General features: G+C 38.4%; 18 protein-coding genes. 13 read left to right on the forward strand and 5 right to left on the reverse strand.

Annotation, left to right across the window (positions count from 1 at the left end; all coding sequences use genetic code 11):
- Window positions 1-66: 66 nt before the first annotated feature.
- A complete protein-coding gene (smpB, locus tag AC27GZ_RS05845) occupies window positions 67-552 on the reverse strand; it encodes an SsrA-binding protein SmpB (RefSeq protein WP_487093972.1) in 486 nt (161 codons plus the stop codon).
- Between the two features lie 143 nt (window positions 553-695).
- On the opposite strand from smpB, the gene AC27GZ_RS05850 reads away from it, so the two are divergent.
- The gene (locus AC27GZ_RS05850) at window positions 696-1136 is read left to right on the forward strand and encodes a type II toxin-antitoxin system RatA family toxin (protein WP_487093973.1); all 441 of its coding nucleotides are present in this window, start codon (window positions 696-698) and stop codon (window positions 1134-1136) included.
- A gap of 1 nt (window position 1137) precedes the next feature.
- A complete protein-coding gene (locus AC27GZ_RS05855; protein WP_487093974.1) occupies window positions 1138-1518 on the forward strand; it encodes an RnfH family protein in 381 nt (126 codons plus the stop codon).
- Between the two features lie 83 nt (window positions 1519-1601).
- Here the strand turns inward: AC27GZ_RS05855 and AC27GZ_RS05860 are convergent, their stop codons facing one another.
- From AC27GZ_RS05860 to nadK, 3 genes are all read right to left on the reverse strand, one after another.
- The gene (locus AC27GZ_RS05860) at window positions 1602-2012 is read right to left on the reverse strand and encodes an outer membrane protein assembly factor BamE (protein ID WP_487093975.1); all 411 of its coding nucleotides are present in this window, start codon (window positions 2010-2012) and stop codon (window positions 1602-1604) included.
- Window positions 2013-2121: 109 nt separating this feature from the next.
- A complete protein-coding gene (gene recN / locus AC27GZ_RS05865; RefSeq protein WP_487093976.1) occupies window positions 2122-3804 on the reverse strand; it encodes a DNA repair protein RecN in 1683 nt (560 codons plus the stop codon).
- Window positions 3805-3919: 115 nt separating this feature from the next.
- Window positions 3920-4801: an NAD(+) kinase gene (gene nadK / locus AC27GZ_RS05870; RefSeq protein ID WP_487093977.1), complete on the reverse strand. Its 882-nt coding sequence runs from the start codon at window positions 4799-4801 to the stop codon at window positions 3920-3922.
- Between the two features lie 179 nt (window positions 4802-4980).
- Between nadK and grpE the strand changes: the two genes are divergently transcribed.
- The 3 genes from grpE to dnaJ all read left to right on the forward strand — a co-directional run bounded on the left by grpE (window position 4981) and on the right by dnaJ (window position 9275).
- Complete coding sequence (grpE, locus tag AC27GZ_RS05875) at window positions 4981-5628, forward strand: nucleotide exchange factor GrpE (protein WP_487093978.1); 648 nt, start codon at window positions 4981-4983, stop codon at window positions 5626-5628.
- Window positions 5629-5917: 289 nt separating this feature from the next.
- On the forward strand, window positions 5918-7843 hold the full coding sequence (gene dnaK / locus AC27GZ_RS05880; RefSeq protein WP_487093979.1) for a molecular chaperone DnaK: 1926 nt from the start codon (window positions 5918-5920) through the stop codon (window positions 7841-7843).
- Between the two features lie 289 nt (window positions 7844-8132).
- The gene (gene dnaJ / locus AC27GZ_RS05885; protein WP_487093980.1) at window positions 8133-9275 is read left to right on the forward strand and encodes a molecular chaperone DnaJ; all 1143 of its coding nucleotides are present in this window, start codon (window positions 8133-8135) and stop codon (window positions 9273-9275) included.
- A 125-nt stretch (window positions 9276-9400) separates the two neighbouring features.
- Here dnaJ and AC27GZ_RS05890 read toward each other — a convergent pair whose 3' ends face one another.
- Window positions 9401-9874: an Lrp/AsnC family transcriptional regulator gene (locus AC27GZ_RS05890; RefSeq protein ID WP_487093981.1), complete on the reverse strand. Its 474-nt coding sequence runs from the start codon at window positions 9872-9874 to the stop codon at window positions 9401-9403.
- Window positions 9875-10151: 277 nt separating this feature from the next.
- On the opposite strand from AC27GZ_RS05890, the gene AC27GZ_RS05895 reads away from it, so the two are divergent.
- The 8 genes from AC27GZ_RS05895 (at window position 10152) to AC27GZ_RS05930 (ending at window position 17805) form a co-directional block, all read left to right on the forward strand.
- A complete protein-coding gene (locus AC27GZ_RS05895; RefSeq protein ID WP_487093982.1) occupies window positions 10152-12944 on the forward strand; it encodes a monovalent cation/H+ antiporter subunit A in 2793 nt (930 codons plus the stop codon).
- Complete coding sequence (locus tag AC27GZ_RS05900; protein ID WP_487093983.1) at window positions 12944-13303, forward strand: Na+/H+ antiporter subunit C; 360 nt, start codon at window positions 12944-12946, stop codon at window positions 13301-13303. Before AC27GZ_RS05895 ends, AC27GZ_RS05900 begins: the two co-directional genes overlap by 1 nt.
- Window positions 13300-14832, forward strand: coding sequence for a monovalent cation/H+ antiporter subunit D (locus AC27GZ_RS05905; protein ID WP_487093984.1), 1533 nt, complete (start codon window positions 13300-13302; stop codon window positions 14830-14832). Before AC27GZ_RS05900 ends, AC27GZ_RS05905 begins: the two co-directional genes overlap by 4 nt.
- Window positions 14832-15368 (forward strand): Na+/H+ antiporter subunit E, encoded by a 537-nt coding sequence (locus AC27GZ_RS05910; protein ID WP_487093985.1) that lies wholly within the window; start codon window positions 14832-14834, stop codon window positions 15366-15368. Before AC27GZ_RS05905 ends, AC27GZ_RS05910 begins: the two co-directional genes overlap by 1 nt.
- Entirely contained in the window at window positions 15362-15631 is a 270-nt protein-coding gene (locus AC27GZ_RS05915; protein WP_487093986.1) for a K+/H+ antiporter subunit F, read from the forward strand. Before AC27GZ_RS05910 ends, AC27GZ_RS05915 begins: the two co-directional genes overlap by 7 nt.
- Window positions 15632-15641: 10 nt before the next feature.
- Entirely contained in the window at window positions 15642-15974 is a 333-nt protein-coding gene (locus tag AC27GZ_RS05920) for a Na+/H+ antiporter subunit G (protein WP_487093987.1), read from the forward strand.
- A 116-nt stretch (window positions 15975-16090) separates the two neighbouring features.
- Window positions 16091-16642, forward strand: coding sequence for an elongation factor P hydroxylase (locus AC27GZ_RS05925; protein WP_487093988.1), 552 nt, complete (start codon window positions 16091-16093; stop codon window positions 16640-16642).
- Entirely contained in the window at window positions 16630-17805 is a 1176-nt protein-coding gene (locus AC27GZ_RS05930) for an ATP-NAD kinase family protein (RefSeq protein WP_487093989.1), read from the forward strand. Before AC27GZ_RS05925 ends, AC27GZ_RS05930 begins: the two co-directional genes overlap by 13 nt.

Below are 17805 nucleotides of genomic sequence, written 5' to 3' on the forward strand. Positions count from 1 at the left end.
ATCACCAGCAAGATATAATTATATCCTGCTTAAGATTCAACACCAAGCTAAAAAAGTAATTAGTTGTTATAGCTGCTTGTTTTTCATCATGCGGCCTTGCTCAACTTTCCACTCTCTATCTTTAATATCACTTCTCTTGTCGTGATCTTTTTTACCTTTACCTAAATAAAACTCTAACTTTACCCAGCATTTTTTCCAATACATAGCTGTGGCGATAAGTGAAAAGCCGTTACGGTCTACGGCGCCAATAAGTTTATCAAGCTCTCTACGGTTAAGTAGTAGCTTTCTTGGGCGAACCGGATCGCAAACTACATGCGTTGATGCCGATATAAGCGGGTGTATTTCAGCACCCACTAAGTAAGCTTCTCTGTCTTTTATGTGAACATAGCAATCGGAAATATTCACTTTACCCAAGCGGATACTTTTTATTTCCCAGCCTTGTAGACTCATGCCCGCTTCAAACTTATCAGTTAAGGTGTAGTTGTGCCTCGCCTTTTTGTTTAACGCTATGGTATTGCTGTTAGATTTACTCTTTGATTTCTTCTTTGCCATTTTCTTTTCCAATATTGCTCGCGGCTATTATACGGGTAAAAATATGCTTTTAAATGAGAAATTTATCTTTTCTTGGATAATGCGCTTTTTAGGTGAGTTTGTTATGATAGCAATGTTAATTTTTTAAGGGTAATAAAGAAGCAATGCCATCGATAAACCGTAGTGCACTAGTGATGTACAGTGCAGAACAAATGTACCATTTAATTAATGATGTTTTAGCGTACCCTGATTTTTTACCAAATTGTAGTGATAGTAAAATTATTAGCCAAACTGAAAATTCTGTGACTGCTGCACTGTTAGTCTCTAAGGGCGGCCTGAAAAAATGGTTTACGACTGAGAACACATTAATCTCTAATAAAGAGGTGCATTTATCTTTAGTTGATGGACCTTTTAAAAAATTACAAGGGAGCTGGCAGTTAGCCTCGTTATCGGACGAGGCATGTAAGGTGAGTTTAGCGCTTGAATATGAGTTTTCTAGTAAAGTGTTTGATGTTGCTTTCGGGCATATTTTTAATACGTTAACTAATAATATGGTGCAAGCTTTCACGCAAAGGGCAAAAGAGGTTTACGGAGTGAGTGTTTAATATGGCTTTAGAAGCAAATATTCAGTCAAGTAGCGATGCTTCAGACACTATCCACATTGAAGTGGTTTATGGTTTACCGCATAAGCAAAAGTTATTGTCGTTACCTGTTAGCGCTAATACCACAGTAGAACAAGCGATTATTGAATCAGGCATTATCAATTTATTCCCTGAAATTGATCTATCAGTTAATAAAGTAGGTATCTGGAATAAAGCAGTCAAGCTAGATCAAATAGTTCAAGATCTTGATAGAATTGAGGTATACCGTCCGTTAATTGCTGATCCGAAAGAAGTGAGGAAGCGTCGAGCCGAAAAAGCTAAATTGGAAGGTAGGGCAGACAAAACTACCGGCGGTAGGGTTAACCCGCTAGCTAAACAAAATTAATCAGCATCTCTTGAATTGTTTTCATATAAAAAAACGGCTTATAAGCCGTTTTTTTATGGATACTAGAATTGAAATTTCTCGTATTATTGACTGTTAGTTGTATTAAACTTTTGATTAGCGGCACTATCAGCATCTTTTTCCTGTGCTGGTGCATCAAATGGTACATTAAAATTCTCAGACAATGTGAAGTCACCTTCAGCTGATACCAATTTGTTATCTACAAATTTAACCGAAAACTTTTTCTGCATATTTAACTTTTCACTACGTCCTGACTTAAAACGGTAAACATAGTTCCAAGTATCATTGTCAAAAGCATCAATTAACACTGGACTACCTAAGATGAACTTGACTTGTTCTTTGGTCATACCTACTTGAATTTTATCAATACTTTTTTGTTCAAGGTAGTTTCCTTGGGGTATGTCAACACGATAAACCCAACTTGAACAAGCAGAAAGAGATAGCGCAATAGTTATGATTGAAACTCGAAACAACATGAAATTTTATGTACCTTTATAAACAGCTAAAAAAGCGTGAACAGGGATAATAACTAAGCGCGGCTGCAGATACAAAATTATTTTCAATAAATTTTGTTTTGTTTGCAATTTAACTTGCTAATAGCTCTTGTGCATTAGCCAAACTGTGCTCAGATATTTTATCACCTGCCAGTAAGCGTGCAATTTCTTGGACGCGACTTTGCTCACTAAGTTCCGTTACTTTTGTTTCTGTATGCTCACCATCTGTTAATTTACTGACAAAAAGTTGTTGATGTCCTTTACAGGCAACCTGCGGTAAATGCGTTACACAAATTACTTGCGTGTTATTTGCTAGTTGTTGCAATTTATTACCAACCATTGCAGCTGTTGGACCACTAATGCCCACATCGACTTCATCAAAGATTAATGTTGGGGTCACAACTTTATCAGCTAAAATCACTTGCATGGCTAAACTGATTCGCGATAACTCACCACCAGATGCTACTTTACTCATGGCTTCTAATGCTTGTCCTGGGTTGATACTGACTTGAAAGTCAATTTTATCTAAGCCATTGCTAGGGAATACCGTGTTATTGTTTTCTATTGCCGCGTTCTCTATGGCAATAGCAAACTGGCCATCAGGCATATTTAACTCATGCATACTTTTACTGATTAAAGTACTCAGCGCTTTACCGGCTTTGTTTCTAGAAGCAGATAATGCATTTGCGGCATCTTGATAATATTGCTCAGTTTTATGGAGCTCTTCAATGACGATGTCAATTCTAGAGCTATCACTACAGATATCATCAAGTTCTTGTTTGAGGCTTTGATGAAAGCTGGCTAAATTTTCAGGCGCTAAATTGTGCTTTTTAGCGAGTTGCAAGGTGGTAGAGTAACGCTCTTCAATCATGGCATAAGCTTGTGGATCAAGTTCAAGCTGTTGATAATATGCTTTAAGATCTGCACCAGCATCTTCTAGCTGAATAATACTGTTAGTAAGAGTTTCCGCAACATTGTTCAGCTGAGGATCTATCGCTGACAAGGCTGAAATGCTTTCACTACATTGCCTAAGGGAATCAATGACGTTGAAATTTTCATTTTCAGCTAATGTTTGCAATGACTGAATGGTAGTATCAAGTAAATCTTGCGCATTAGCGTGGCGTTTAAAGTCGCTTTCTAAGGTTTCAAATTCGCCTTGTTGAGGGGAAAACTCATCAAGTTCATTTACTTGATACTGAATTAATTGCTGCTTTGCTTCACGCTGTAATTTGTTTTCTTGTAGTTGGGTTAGCTCTTTATTGAGTTTGTGCCATTGTTTAGCATAGTGTTTGACAGATTCAAGCAATGTTGGATGGTTGGCATATTCATCAAGTAGTTTGCATTGTTGACTTGATTTAACAATCAGTTGATGGTCGTGTTGTCCATGAATATTGATAAGTAGCTGACCAATTTCCCTTAATTGCGCTAATGGTACTTGGCTACCGTTTATATAGGCTTTTGAACGACCTTCGCTTGAAATAACTCGGCGAAGTATACACTCGCTGTCTTGATCTAAAATTAAATCGTGCTCTTGCAACCATTGTTGGGCGCTTAAGTTATTGTTAGTTTCAAAAGTTGCAGCTAATTCAGCTTTTTTACAGTTAGGTCTAACAACGTTGGTGGTAGCTCTGTCGCCTAAACATAAACCTAGGGCGTCTATGGCAATCGATTTACCTGCTCCTGTTTCACCGGTAATGGTTGTCATGCCGGCTTGCCAGTCTATATCTAGTGACTTAACAATAGCAAAATTTTGAATATTTAATTGTAAAAGCATAAATGCGCCCACCCAAGTTACTGTATAAATACTTAGGTGTTAATTTATACAGTAACTTGTCGTGATGCAAATCTTTTTTACTACTTTTTGTTTGACAGGCCGTTGAAGAAAAATATTAGTAAAGCTTATTACCCCAACTTAACTTACTCCGTAATACATTAAAATAATCATGATCGAGAGGGTGAACTAGTCGGATAGTATTCGGACTTTTTTTGATGATTACTTCATCACCAGGCATGACGGCTAATATTACGTGTCCATCACAACTTACCTGCAAGCTTTCTTGGTTTTCATTTGCCAGAATTAGTTTAATTTCACTGTTACCATCGACAACAATAGGGCGGCTAGTGAGTGTGTGTGGAAACATAGGCACTAAAGAAAGTGCATTTAAGTTAGGCGTTAAAATAGGCCCGCCAGCTGACATTGAATAAGCAGTTGAGCCGGTAGGTGTTGAAATAATTAAGCCATCAGAGCGCTGGCTGAACATAAAGCTATTATCTATGTATACTTCAAACTCTATCATGCTAGCGACTTTACCTGCATGTAACACTGCTTCATTGACTGCGCTATTCGAGCTCTTAAGTTTACCGTGGCGATACACTTCTGCTTCAATAATAAAGCGCTCTTCTGAGCGAGATTCACCCGCCAGTATTTTTGCTAATGGTGCAATTATATCGTTTGGAGATAAATCTGTTAAAAATCCTAAGTTTCCTCGGTTGACACCAATAACACTAATATCGAAACAAGCAAGTACTCTTGCTGCACCAAGCATATAGCCATCGCCACCCACAACTATGGCTAAATCTGCTTGCTCGCCTATATCTGTTAGCGAGCGAACATTAATATCGTCAATAGTCAGTGATGCCGCTACTGAGTTTTCGATTAATACTTGATAGCCCTTTTCTAAAAGGTATTGGTGCAGTGCTGAGATGGTAGCACTAGCGCCTTGATGATTAGGCTTACCGATGAGGCCTATTGTTTTATAGTGTTGAGTCATAACAGTTATTTTGCTGTGTTCATCTATGTATACGAATTTTCTACCTATTTACATGGCTTGTAAAGTTTGCATTTGATAAAATACTTGTTATTTTTTGCGGTGAAAGCTTGAATCAAGCAAGTGTGACCCCATAATTAGCAGCAATAGTAAAGTTCATATAGATTTAATTGGAGTTTTTTATGACGACAGAGTCAACAAAACCTGAAGAGCAGCAAGGCGCAGAACAATCAGCAGAGCAGTTAGCTGATGATATCGTTCAAGAGGCAGAAGCACAGGTAGAAGAACAGCATGAACATGCTCACGAAGTTATCAGTGCAGAGCAAGAGCGTATTAATGAGTTAGAGTTAGAATTAGCAACTGTTAAAGCGACTGTAACTGATCAAAAAGATTCTGTTATCCGCGCAAAAGCTGAAGTTGATAATATTCGTCGTCGTGCAGCTCAAGATGTGGAAAAAGCACGCAAATTTGCTCTAGATAAATTTGCAGCTGAAATGTTAACAACCGTTGATAATTTAGAACGCGCTCTAGAAAGCCGTGCTACTAATGAAAGCGATGAAGCTAGCAGTAATGCAGTAAGTGAAGGGGTTGAATTAACACTTAAAGGTTTAATTGCCTCTCTAGAGAAGTTTGGTATCAAACCGGTTAATCCACAAGACCAACCGTTTAACCCTGAATTACATCAAGCAATGTCGATGCAAGAAGTACCAGGTGTTGAGCCAAATACAGTGATTGCCGTGATGCAAAAAGGGTATGAGTTAAATGGTCGATTAATTCGCCCAGCCATGGTTATGGTTTCAAAAGCTCCAGCTGTAGATACAAAAGCTTAATCAAAGTGTGCTAATTACATAAGCCTATAAATTTATAGGTGGGCTTTTAGATGCATTTTTATCTGAAAGTACATCAATTATAAAAATCCGCTAAGTCAGTATTAGCGGATTTTTTACGTTTTTAGCGACTAATTTTTCGATAAATGCGTTTTTTTCACATTTTTTTCTTATCAATAGTTGAAAAGTGAATTGCTGACCCCACTTACTATTTCAACAACAAATTAGATTTAACTTTTTACTCAAGTGGAATTAAGCCGCGTAGTAAAAATAATGAATAGGAGCTCCCATCATGGGCAAAATAATTGGTATTGACCTAGGAACAACTAACTCATGTGTGGCTGTTTTAGACGGTGACAGTGTTCGTGTAATTGAAAATGCAGAAGGCGATCGTACTACGCCATCTATCATCGCATACACAGAAGAAGGCGAAACTTTAGTAGGCCAACCTGCTAAGCGCCAATCGGTAACTAACCCAACAAATACATTATTCGCTATTAAGCGTTTAATCGGTCGTCGCTTTGAAGATAAAGAAGTTCAACGCGATATTGATATTATGCCATTTGGTATTGTTAAAGCTGACAACGGTGATGCTTGGGTAACAGCAAAAGATAAAAATGTTGCTCCACCACAAGTTTCTGCTGAAGTTTTAAAGAAAATGAAAAAAACGGCTGAAGATTATTTAGGTGAAACAGTTTCTGAAGCGGTAATTACAGTTCCTGCATACTTTAACGATTCACAACGTCAAGCAACTAAAGATGCTGGTCGTATCGCTGGTTTAGACGTTAAACGTATTATCAATGAGCCAACAGCTGCGGCACTTGCTTACGGTATGGATAAGCAAAAAGGTGATAAAGTTGTTGCGGTATACGATTTAGGTGGTGGTACGTTCGATATCTCAATTATTGAAATTGATGAAGTTGAAGGTGAGCACACGTTCGAAGTATTAGCGACTAACGGTGACACGCACTTAGGTGGTGAAGATTTCGATAACCGCTTAATCAACTACTTAGTAGATGAGTTCAAAAAAGACCAAGGTCTTGATCTTAAAAATGATCCACTTGCGATGCAACGAGTTAAAGAAGCGGCAGAAAAAGCAAAATGTGAGCTTTCTTCAGCGCAACAAACAGATGTTAACTTACCTTACGTAACTGCAGATGCATCTGGTCCTAAGCACATGAACATTAAAGTAACTCGCGCTAAGCTTGAGTCTTTAGTTGAAGATATGGTTAAAGCAACGCTAGAACCATTAAAAATTGCCCTTCAAGATGCTGATCTTTCAGTAAGTGATGTTGATGATGTAATTTTGGTTGGTGGTCAAACTCGTATGCCACTAGTTCAATCTGCTGTTACTGATTTCTTCGGTAAAGAACCACGTAAAGACGTAAACCCTGATGAAGCAGTAGCTTCAGGTGCAGCTGTTCAAGCGGGTGTTCTTTCTGGTGATGTAACTGACGTACTTCTTTTAGATGTAACGCCTTTATCATTAGGTATTGAAACTATGGGTGGTGTGATGACTAAAGTTATCGATAAAAACACAACTATCCCAACTAAACAGTCTCAAACCTTCTCAACAGCTGACGATAACCAAGCTGCGGTAACTGTTCATGTAGTACAAGGTGAGCGTAAGCAAGCAAGTGCTAACAAATCTCTTGGTCAATTTAACCTTGAGGGTATTGATCCAGCACCACGTGGTACACCACAAATTGAAGTAACTTTCGATATCGATGCTGATGGTATCTTACATGTAACAGCTAAAGATAAGAACACAGGTAAAGAGCAAAAAATTACCATTAAAGCCTCTTCAGGTTTATCTGATGAAGAAGTAGAACAAATGGTAAATGATGCAGAAGCTAATGCTGACGCTGATGCTAAGTTCGAAGAATTAGTAGCTGCTCGTAACCAAGCTGACGGTATGGTTCACGCTACACGTAAGCAAGTTGAAGAAGCTGGCGACGAATTACCAAGCGAAGACAAAGAGAAAATTGAAGCAGCTTTAACTGAGCTTGAAGAAGCGGTTAAAGGTGATGATAAAGAAGCAATTGACGCTAAAACTCAAGCGCTTATGGAAGCTTCAGCTAAGTTAATGGAAATTGCTCAAGCGAAAGCACAAGCTCAAGGTGCACCAGAAGGCGCGGCGCCAGAAGCTGACAGTGGTAGTGCTCCAGCTGACGATGTAGTTGACGCAGAGTTTGAAGAGGTTAAAGACGATAAGTAATTTTAATCATTTTGTTTTTGCTCTTTCGCTCAATGCCAGCGTTGAACGTGCTCACCTAGTAAACTAGGCTCCGCGCGTTCGCCTTGGCCTAGAGCGAACTAGCTTCAACAATATTGATTAAAAGATAATTTAGTCTTTTTATAAAGCGTCGGTAATCGGCGCTTTTTGTGTGTTACTTATTTGAAAAGTGTTTAAATTTTGGTTCTGATTTTCATGTTTTCTTAACGTTTTTATTAAAAAGAAAGTAAGTAAATCAGAATTATTCAACTTGAAGTAAAGAAATATATTTATGTCAAAACGTGATTATTATGAAGTATTAGGTGTATCGAAGAGTGCAACTGATCGCGATATCAAAAAAGCTTATAAAAAGTTAGCGATGAAATATCATCCTGATCGTACTAAGGGTGACAAAGCTAAAGAAGAAACGTTTAAAGAGATTAAAGAAGCTTATGAAATCTTAAAAGATGATCAAAAGCGTGCTGCTTATGATCAATATGGTCATGCAGCTTTTGAACAAGGTGGTCACGGTGGTGGCGGCTTTGGCGGTGGTCATGGCGATTTTGGTGATGCTTTTGGTGATATTTTTGGTGATATTTTTGGCGGTGGTCGCGGTCGCGGCGGACGTCAATCACGTACACAAAGAGGTTCAGACTTACGTTATAACGTAGAGTTAAATCTTGAAGATGCCGTTAAAGGTAAGAATTTAGAAATTAAAGTACCCACTTATGTCAGCTGTGAGCCTTGTGATGGTTCAGGCGCTAAGAAAGGCACTTCAGCGAAAACTTGTTCTACTTGTCATGGCCATGGTCAAGTTCAGATGCGCCAAGGGTTATTTGCCGTACAGCAAACTTGTCCAACTTGTGGCGGTAAAGGTAAGGTTATTTCGGATCCTTGTACATCATGTCGTGGTCAAGGGCGTGTTGAAAAAACGAAAACGCTTTCGGTTAAAATCCCTGCAGGCGTAGATACTGGTGATAGAATTCGCTTGTCAGGTGAAGGTGAAGCAGGCGAGCATGGCGCACCCGCAGGTGATTTATATGTACAAGTTAACGTGCGTGATCATGAGATATTTGTTCGTGATGAAAACCACTTGTATTGTGAAGTACCTATTAGCTTCGTAACTGCTGCGTTAGGTGGAGAAATCGAAGTGCCAACTTTAGGTGGTAAAGTGATGCTTAAAGTGCCTAAAGAAACACAAACTGGTAAAATGTTCCGCTTACGTGGTAAGGGCGTTAAATCAGTTCGTAGTTCATCTACAGGTGATCTAATGTGTAAAGTTGTGCTTGAAACGCCAGTTAATTTATCGGGTGATCAAGCGGATTTATTACGTCAATTAGAAGAAAAAATGGGTAAGAGCAATAAAAAACACAGCCCTAAAGAAACAGGTTTTTTTGACGGCGTGAAAAAGTTTTTTGATGATTTGAAGAGTTAATCAATCGAGATTCTTAAACTGAGCTAAGGCTATTTAGTTCAGTTAAAAAATAATAAAGCCATAAAAAGTATATGCTTTTTATGGCTTTTTTTATTGATATAAAATATTTACGGGAAAAGGGTGAGTTAATCGTCAGTTTGAAAGTTAGGTAAAACACCACTGCGACTATGTTCAAAAACTAATGATGTCTCAACTGTGGTAACTTCATCTCGAGAAGTAATATTTTTGAATACAAATTGACGCAAATGTTCACTGTCTTGTACAGACATATGAATATAATAATCGTAACTTCCGCCCATATGATATAAATTTAATATTTCAGGGTATTTTAAAAGGTCGTCTCTAAATTGGTTTACTATTTCTTCAGAATAGGGCTGTAAACGAATAGCGGCAATTGCTTCAATGTTGCCGCCAATGGTGTTTAAGTTAACATCAATATAGGCACCTTTGATAACGCCACTTTGTTTTAGTCGTTTAACACGCTCTAAACAAGTTGAAGGAGCAATGCCGATTTTGGCAGCTAACTCTTTATTGGTGATGTCTGCATCATTATATAAAAGCGTTAAAATACGGAGATCTATAGTGTCTAGCCTTTTCATTTTAGTCTCATTAAATCTTTTAGAAGGTTATATGGTTAAATACTATACTCAATGTTAATAAATAAACCAGTTAATTATGTAGTAAATTTGAATTTTTGACGCTATTAATTAATATATCCGAATTATTTTTAGATTTTAGATGAAAAAATTGTCTAATGCTGTGATAAAATCGTTACAAACGTTCACTATGATAATATTTGCCTGTACTAGGTGGTTTGACATATTATGACTATCTCAATTGTTATCGTGACTTATAGCTAGAAAAAAAGGTTTTTGTATGACTTTGTCTTGGATACCCGTGATAACTTTGCTTGGCAGTATTTTTTCTGCAAGGACGGGGAAATTAACACGTAATCAGTCAGCTGCTTTAACGTTATTGATGCCACTCATCGCTTTGTTCATGACTATTAGCTTAACGCCTGCAGTGTTTTCTGGCCAAGTTATTCGTGATTCTTTTGAGTGGATACCGTTACTTGGTATTGATATTTCATTTCGTTTAGATGGCTTATCCCTGCTATTTGTCTATATGATCTTGGTTATAGGCATCCTCGTCATTTTTTATGCTCGGTACTATCTCAGTGCTAAAGACTCATTACCTAAACTGTTTGCCTATTTAATGCTCTTTATGACCGCCATGCTGGGCGTTGTCATGTCGAACAATGTCATTCAGCTATGGTTTTTTTGGGAGCTAACAAGTATTAGCTCATTTTTATTGATTAGCTATTGGTGGCATAAATCAGAAGCGCGTGAAGGCGCAATTATGGCGTTAACTATTACCGGTGCAGGTGGACTTGCGTTATTAGCCGGTTTGCTTTTGTTAGGCAATATAGTTGGTAGTTATGATTTAGATATTATTTTAGCCAGTAAAGAGTTAATTCAAGCACATGATTGGTATGAGGTTGCGCTTATTTTGGTTCTTTTAGGTGCCTTTACCAAGTCAGCACAGTTTCCTTTTCATTTTTGGTTGCCGCATGCGATGGCTGCTCCAACACCTGTTAGTGCGTATTTGCACTCAGCAACTATGGTTAAAGCGGGTGTGTTTTTATTAGCACGCTTTTATCCTGCGTTAGCGGGTACTGATATCTGGTTTATTATTGTCAGTTTTACCGGTTTAGCTACATTATTACTTGCCGCTTATATCGCTTTGTTCAAGCATGATCTAAAGGGCTTGTTAGCTTATTCAACAATTAGTCACTTAGGTTTAATCACCTTGCTATTGGGTTTGGGAACAGAGCTTGCTGCGGTTGCGGCTATTTTCCATATTATTAATCACGCAACTTTTAAAGCGTCATTATTTATGGCTACCGGAATCATCGATCACGAAACCGGTACGCGAGATATGCGAAAACTTAACGGTATGTGGCGATATATGCCATATACCGCAACCTTAGCTATGGTTGCGGCTGCTGCAATGGCAGGGGTACCTTTATTAAATGGTTTCCTCTCGAAAGAAATGTTTTTTGCCGAAACACTTCATCAGCAGTTATTAGGCTCTATGTCTTGGCTTATCCCTGTGCTTGCCACCGTTGCAGGTGCATTAGCGGTTGCTTATTCAGCTCGGTTTATTCACGACGTATTCTTTAATGGTGACCCTATTGGTTTACCTAAACAGCCGAGTGAGCCGCCGCGATATATGCGTGTTCCTATCGAGATATTAGTCGCATTATGTTTAGTGGTTGGCATTATTCCAAACTTTATTATTGATGATATTTTGCGTTCAGCATCTCTTGCGGTACTTGGTGGGCAAGTACCTGCATATAAAGTGACGCTATGGCATGGCTTTAATTTACCATTATTAATGAGTGCTATTGCTGTAGGTGGCGGATTATTACTATATAGTCAGCGCCAATATTTATTCCAATTTCAGGCGTCATTACCGCCATTAAATGCCAAAAAAGTGTTTGATAAAGGGCTTGCCGCTTTGATGAAATGGACTCAAAGTAAAATCAGTAATATTGAAAATGGTTCTTTACAGCGTTATTTAACCTTGATGTTTATTGTTGTGTTAATTTTTGCTGGTTTACCTTTATTTGAAATGAACGAATTGGTTGGACAAAAGACACTGACGCCTATTGATGCTCACAACGGTATGGGAGCTTTGTTATTGATTATTGGCGCGTTTGCGACAGTTATTTGGTATCACTCACGCGTGATTTCATTATTGATGCTTTCTGTGGTTGGTTTAATGGTTTCAATAGCCTTTACGCGTTTTTCCGCGCCTGATTTAGCCTTGACACAGTTGACGGTAGAAGTAGTTACCCTTGTCTTACTTATGCTTGCTTTATTCTTTTTGCCTCAGCATTCACCTAGGGAATCTAGTTCGATGCGCTCACTACGTGATATAGCATTATCCACAGCAATAGGCGTAGTTGTTGCCAGTATTTGTTACGCTTTGATCACACGTCCATTAGAATCTATTTCAGATTTTTTCCTCGCCAATGCTAAAACTGGTGGTGGAGGTACTAATGTTGTGAATGTTATTTTGGTGGACTTTAGAGGCTATGATACCTTAGGTGAGGTTTGTGTGCTGGGTATAGCCGCTTTAGGTATTTATAAAGTATTGGTTAACTTGCCTTTGTTCATTCCTACCCATGACAGCGAAGGGCGACCTTGGGCTAAAGAGCGTTATCCAATGTTGTTAGCGAGTATTTCACAATCATTATTACCATTGGCATTATTAGTATCTTTTTATATTTTCCTACGTGGTCATAACCTTCCTGGTGGTGGTTTTATTGCAGGACTTATCACCGCGGTTGCTTTTATTCTTCAATATATCGCCCATGGCTCGAATTGGATTGCAGAGCGATTAACGATTAATTACCGTAAAATTATTGCTGTAGGTATTGCGGTGGCAATGTTTACGGGGGTGGGAAGTTGGCTATTTGGTAGGCCATTTATGACCACTTGGTTTGAATATTTTGATATACCATTGATAGGTAAAATTGAGCTTGCCAGTGCGTTAGTTTTTGATCTTGGTGTTTATATAACGGTAGTGGGTTCTACGTTAATGATTTTAGCGAGTCTTGGTAAGTTAACGGCTGATAAATCGAAAGAAGAGGTGAAAATTTAATGGAGTTGCTTTATGCGTCTTGTGTTGGGGTTTTAGTCTCTTGTGGTGTGTTACTTATTTTACGTGCTAGAACCTTTCCTGTTGTGCTTGGCTTAACAATGCTTTCATATGCGGTTAATTTATTTCTTTTTTCGGCGGGTCGATTAACGTTAAATAAGGCTGCCGTACTTGGTTACAGTGCCGAATATACTGATCCTTTACCTCAAGCTTTAGTGTTAACGGCCATTGTAATAGGCTTTGCCATGACAGCTTTCGTGGTTATTTTAGCTATTCGTGGACGAGCTGATTTAGGTAATGATCATGTTGATGGAAAGTTACCTGATACTAAAGCAAACAAAGTTAAAAAGGGTAAAGTATGAGCCAGCATTTAATATTTTTACCTGTTTTACTGCCTATGTTGGCTGGGGTATTTTTATTATTACCTCCTTTTGGCCAGAATACCAAAGCGCGACGTTTAACATCGGTAATACTTGGTATTATCAACCTGATTGTTTCACTAGCAATATTAGCTAAAGTTAGTGCTAGTGGTACATATGTTTATGCTATTGGTGATTGGCGAGCTCCTTTTGGTATTGTTTTAGTTGCTGATTTGCTATCAATTTTGTTAGTAATTTTAACGATATTCCTCGGCATTATTTGTACCTTATATGCCAGTGCAGGGGATGACGAAAAAGGTAGTTTTTTCCATCCGTTGGTGCACTTTCTAATATTGGGCGTCAATGGCGCTTTCTTAACGGGAGATGCGTTTAACTTATTTGTATTTTTTGAAGTGTTGCTTATCGCTTCTTATGCCTTATTAATGCATGGCGGAGATAAGAAAAATACGCGAGCAGCACTACACTATGTGATCATGAACCTAGTTGGTTCAGCGATATTCTTAATTGCTTTAGGTATCTTATACGGCGTTTTAGGCACGTTGAATATGGCTGATATGGCACAGCAGGTTGCAACCTTACAGGGTGACGACGTTTACTTAGCGAAAATAGGTGGCTTATTATTGCTGGTTGTATTTGCGCTTAAAGGAGCATTATTACCTTTACATTTATGGCTACCTAATACGTATGCGAGTGCTATGCCTATTGTTGCAGCATTATTTGCTATTATGACAAAAGTGGGTGTTTACTCAATGATGCGTGTTTACACGTTAATATTTGGTGAGCAGGCTGGCGAGTTAGCACATGTCGCACAAAACTGGTTATGGTGGTTAGCACTAGCAACAATTGCGATGGGAGCTGTTGGGGTTTTAGCCAGTAAAGATTTGCGCAAATTAGTGGCGAATTTAGTGATAGTGTCTGTGGGTACATTAGTAGCATTGGTTGCGGTACAAACTGTGCAAGCTACTGCTGCAGCTATTTATTATTTAGTACATTCAACATTGGTTACTGCTGCTCTATTTATCTTAGCAGGTTTGATTGTAGAGCAACGTGGAAAAGTTGCCGATCGTATTAAAGCAGGCCCAGCTATTTTTCATTACAAACTATTAGGTATTTGCTTTTTGATTTCTGGTATTGCTGTGATCGGGATGCCGCCCCTGTCTGGTTTTATCGGGAAAGTGTGGCTACTTAATGCCATATTGGAAGCGGAACAAAGTGTAATATTCTGGCCAGTATATCTCCTTGCCAGCCTTGCCATATTAGTTGCGGTAACTAAAGCAGGCAGTACGGTATTTTGGCACCGAAAAGAAGCATCAGCTGAAGGTGAATCAAGTGTTGTACCAGAGCAGAGAAAAATTCACCCTAAACAAATAGCGGCATTATTAATATTAATCGGTATTGTCCCTTTGTTAAGTATTTTTGCTGGGCCATTAAGTGAGTATGCTATTGAAGCTGCGAATCAACTACATGATGTTGAACATCATATAAATGTTATTCTTCCGGGAGATAAATAATGCGTTTAGATGCAAAGTTTAATTGGTTACCAGCTCCTTTTTTAAGTTTTTTATTATTCGTTGTTTGGCTGTTACTGAATAACAGTCTCTCGTCAGGACATATTATTTTAGCCATAGTGTTAGCGATAGTTATTCCTTTAGCGACTAACCCGTTTAGAGCTAAGCAACCGTTAGTTATCAAGCCAGGTCTTGCATTTCGTCATTTAATGTTAGTTTTATATGACATTATTACTGCCAATATTCAGGTGGCAATTTTAATTTTAGGACCAACTAAAAAGTTAACCCCCGGCTTTGTTAAAGTACCGTTAGATTTAACTCATGATATGCCAATTACTATATTGGCAAGTACAGTGTCATTAACACCAGGTACAGTAAGTGCTGAAGTATATCCTTGGAGAGAAACCCTGAGTGACGATGAAGAGCATACAGAAAGGTTTTTATTGATTCATGTTTTAAATCTTGAAGATGAAGAAGTGTTAATAAAGACAATTAAAGAACGTTATGAAGCACCACTGATGGAGATTTTTCAATGCTAGATACTGTGATTTTAATTGTGTTTGCAATGATAGGTGTGTCACTAATACTTAATTTATGGCGCTTGTTAGTTGGGCCCTCTATACCTGACAGAATACTTGCTCTTGATACCATGTATATCAATAGTATTGCCCTGATCATTTTATACGGTATGCGTTTTGACACTGCCTTATATTTTGAAGCAGCCTTGCTAATAGCTATGTTAGGTTTTGTAAGTACTGTAGCAGTATGTAAATACTTACTACGTGGCGATATAATAGAATAGAGTACTCATTATGACTGAATGGATAATTTCAATATTATTATTAATTGGTGGCTGCTTTATCTTAGTCGGCTCTATTGGTTTGGTAAAAATGCCTGACTTCTTTATGCGACTACATGGGCCGACAAAAGCAACAACCTTAGGTATGGCTTCACTATTAACGGCGGCGATGGTGTTTTTTAGTACTACTCAAACTGGCTTAAGTATGAAAGAGGTGTTGATTTCACTATTTTTATTACTCACAGCACCTATCAGTTGTTATATGATGATCAAATCGGCAATACATCATAAGCTTGACAGCATAGAGTGTACTAAAGGCAAAGATAACATCGAGGAAGATGTATAATCATTTTCTCACTGTGAGTTTTTAGCTAACTAGAATTAACTAAAAACTCATTCACTTGATCGTTTTACTTTATTCGTTACAATAGCGCAAATTTTACTCTTCGTATTTCTTCTTGTATGCAGCATAATTATCAAGATCTCATTACTTTATTTAATGATACTTTTTATCGGCAATATAATACGCGATTAGTAAAAGGTGGTGATGAACCTATTTATTTACCCGCAAGTGAAACTTGTCCTTACCATCAAATTATTTTTGCTCATGGCTATTATGCCAGTGCTTTTCATGAAATATCTCATTGGTGTCAAGCAGGTGAGGCAAGGCGATTGTTGGAAGATTTTGGCTATTGGTATGTTCCTGATGGCAGAAACGAGCAACAGCAAAAAAACTTCGAGCAAGTTGAAATTATTCCACAGGCTATTGAATGGGCATTCAATGTTGCTGCACAGAAAAAGTTTCATGTCTCCTCTGATAATCTAAATGGCTTTCAAGCGGATACTGAAGGGTTTAAGACAAAAGTGTTGCAACAGGTGCAAATCTTTTTATCGCAGGGCTTTCCTCAACGGGCAAATCAGTTTATCGAGGTATTGGCAAAATTTTACAATACGCCTTTACCTTTGACTCTTGAAAATTTCACTAACACGGAAGATATTCAATGTTTAAGCTAGGTTTAATCGTAAACCCGGTTGCTGGACTAGGTGGCAGTGTCGCGTTAAAAGGCAGTGATGACATGGTTCAAAAGGCTATTGAGTTAGGCGCTAAACCAAAAGCTAACAAGCGCACACAAACGGCATTGAAAGTGTTGTTGCCTTATAAAGATGATATTCATATTTATACGGTCAATGGTCAAATGGGAGCTGAAAGTGCCAAAGACTTAGGTTTTAATGTGACAGTGAGCTATGAAAGCGAATTTGAAGAGACTCAAGCTTGCGATACTGAACATGCGGTTGCTGCACTATTAGCTAATAACGTCGATATTATTTTATTTGCTGGCGGTGATGGTACCGCACGTGATATCGCCAAAGCCGTTGAAGACTTTACCTTAACACATGCCAAATCAACCACGCCGGTGTTAGGAATTCCTGCTGGTTGCAAAATTCATTCAGGCGTTTATGCAATCACGCCAACAGCCGCAGGGCGTGTCATTGAAATGATGGTGACCAAGCAATTAGTCACATTGACTGACGGTGATGTGATGGATATTGATGAATCATTATTTCGACAAGGCATTGTGAAAGCTAAACGTTTCGGTGAAATGCAAATACCCAGTGAGTTAAGGTATGTGCAAGCGGTTAAATCAGGCGGTAAAGAGTCTGATGAGCTAGTACTTCAAGATATCGCAGAAGATGTCATTGATGTAATGCGTGAGCATGATGAAGATTTGTTTATCATAGGCTCTGGCTCAACAACGGCTTTTGTTATGGGCGAATTAGCCCTTGATAATACCTTACTTGGTGTCGATCTTGTTAAAGATGAAATGCTCATTGCTAATGATGTTAGTGAAGAGCAACTATGGCAGCAATTAATGAAAGCTCAAGACGAGCAACAAACTGCTCGGTTAGTGATTACTTTAATTGGTGGTCAAGGTCATATTTTTGGCCGTGGTAATCAGCAGTTAAGCCCTCGAATTTTGCGTTATATTCTGGCGCAATCAGGAGGCAAAGAAAAGATTATCATCATCGCCACCAAGTCAAAATTAACTGCGTTAGATAACAGACCATTGATTAGTGACACGGGTGACACTGAGCTTGATGAAATGCTGGCTGGCTTTATGCCGGTTGTTACTGGCTACAAAGATCAAGTGCTATACCCTGTTGCAAGCCCTAAGTAG

This window comes from Colwellia sp. SU-HH00943, from assembly GCF_057546125.1.

What these genes read in the sequence shown, in the direction of transcription:
- smpB (WP_487093972.1), bottom strand. Translation starts at nt 552, where the DNA reads ATGGCAAAGAAGAAATCAAAGAGTAAATCTAACAGCAATACCATAGCG.
- AC27GZ_RS05850 (WP_487093973.1), top strand. Translation starts at nt 696, where the DNA reads ATGCCATCGATAAACCGTAGTGCACTAGTGATGTACAGTGCAGAACAA.
- AC27GZ_RS05855 (WP_487093974.1), top strand. Translation starts at nt 1,138, where the DNA reads ATGGCTTTAGAAGCAAATATTCAGTCAAGTAGCGATGCTTCAGACACT.
- AC27GZ_RS05860 (WP_487093975.1), bottom strand. Translation starts at nt 2,012, where the DNA reads ATGTTGTTTCGAGTTTCAATCATAACTATTGCGCTATCTCTTTCTGCT.
- recN (WP_487093976.1), bottom strand. Translation starts at nt 3,804, where the DNA reads ATGCTTTTACAATTAAATATTCAAAATTTTGCTATTGTTAAGTCACTA.
- nadK (WP_487093977.1), bottom strand. Translation starts at nt 4,801, where the DNA reads ATGACTCAACACTATAAAACAATAGGCCTCATCGGTAAGCCTAATCAT.
- grpE (WP_487093978.1), top strand. Translation starts at nt 4,981, where the DNA reads ATGACGACAGAGTCAACAAAACCTGAAGAGCAGCAAGGCGCAGAACAA.
- dnaK (WP_487093979.1), top strand. Translation starts at nt 5,918, where the DNA reads ATGGGCAAAATAATTGGTATTGACCTAGGAACAACTAACTCATGTGTG.
- dnaJ (WP_487093980.1), top strand. Translation starts at nt 8,133, where the DNA reads ATGTCAAAACGTGATTATTATGAAGTATTAGGTGTATCGAAGAGTGCA.
- AC27GZ_RS05890 (WP_487093981.1), bottom strand. Translation starts at nt 9,874, where the DNA reads ATGAAAAGGCTAGACACTATAGATCTCCGTATTTTAACGCTTTTATAT.
- AC27GZ_RS05895 (WP_487093982.1), top strand. Translation starts at nt 10,152, where the DNA reads ATGACTTTGTCTTGGATACCCGTGATAACTTTGCTTGGCAGTATTTTT.
- AC27GZ_RS05900 (WP_487093983.1), top strand. Translation starts at nt 12,944, where the DNA reads ATGGAGTTGCTTTATGCGTCTTGTGTTGGGGTTTTAGTCTCTTGTGGT.
- AC27GZ_RS05905 (WP_487093984.1), top strand. Translation starts at nt 13,300, where the DNA reads ATGAGCCAGCATTTAATATTTTTACCTGTTTTACTGCCTATGTTGGCT.
- AC27GZ_RS05910 (WP_487093985.1), top strand. Translation starts at nt 14,832, where the DNA reads ATGCGTTTAGATGCAAAGTTTAATTGGTTACCAGCTCCTTTTTTAAGT.
- AC27GZ_RS05915 (WP_487093986.1), top strand. Translation starts at nt 15,362, where the DNA reads ATGCTAGATACTGTGATTTTAATTGTGTTTGCAATGATAGGTGTGTCA.
- AC27GZ_RS05920 (WP_487093987.1), top strand. Translation starts at nt 15,642, where the DNA reads ATGACTGAATGGATAATTTCAATATTATTATTAATTGGTGGCTGCTTT.
- AC27GZ_RS05925 (WP_487093988.1), top strand. Translation starts at nt 16,091, where the DNA reads ATGCAGCATAATTATCAAGATCTCATTACTTTATTTAATGATACTTTT.
- AC27GZ_RS05930 (WP_487093989.1), top strand. Translation starts at nt 16,630, where the DNA reads ATGTTTAAGCTAGGTTTAATCGTAAACCCGGTTGCTGGACTAGGTGGC.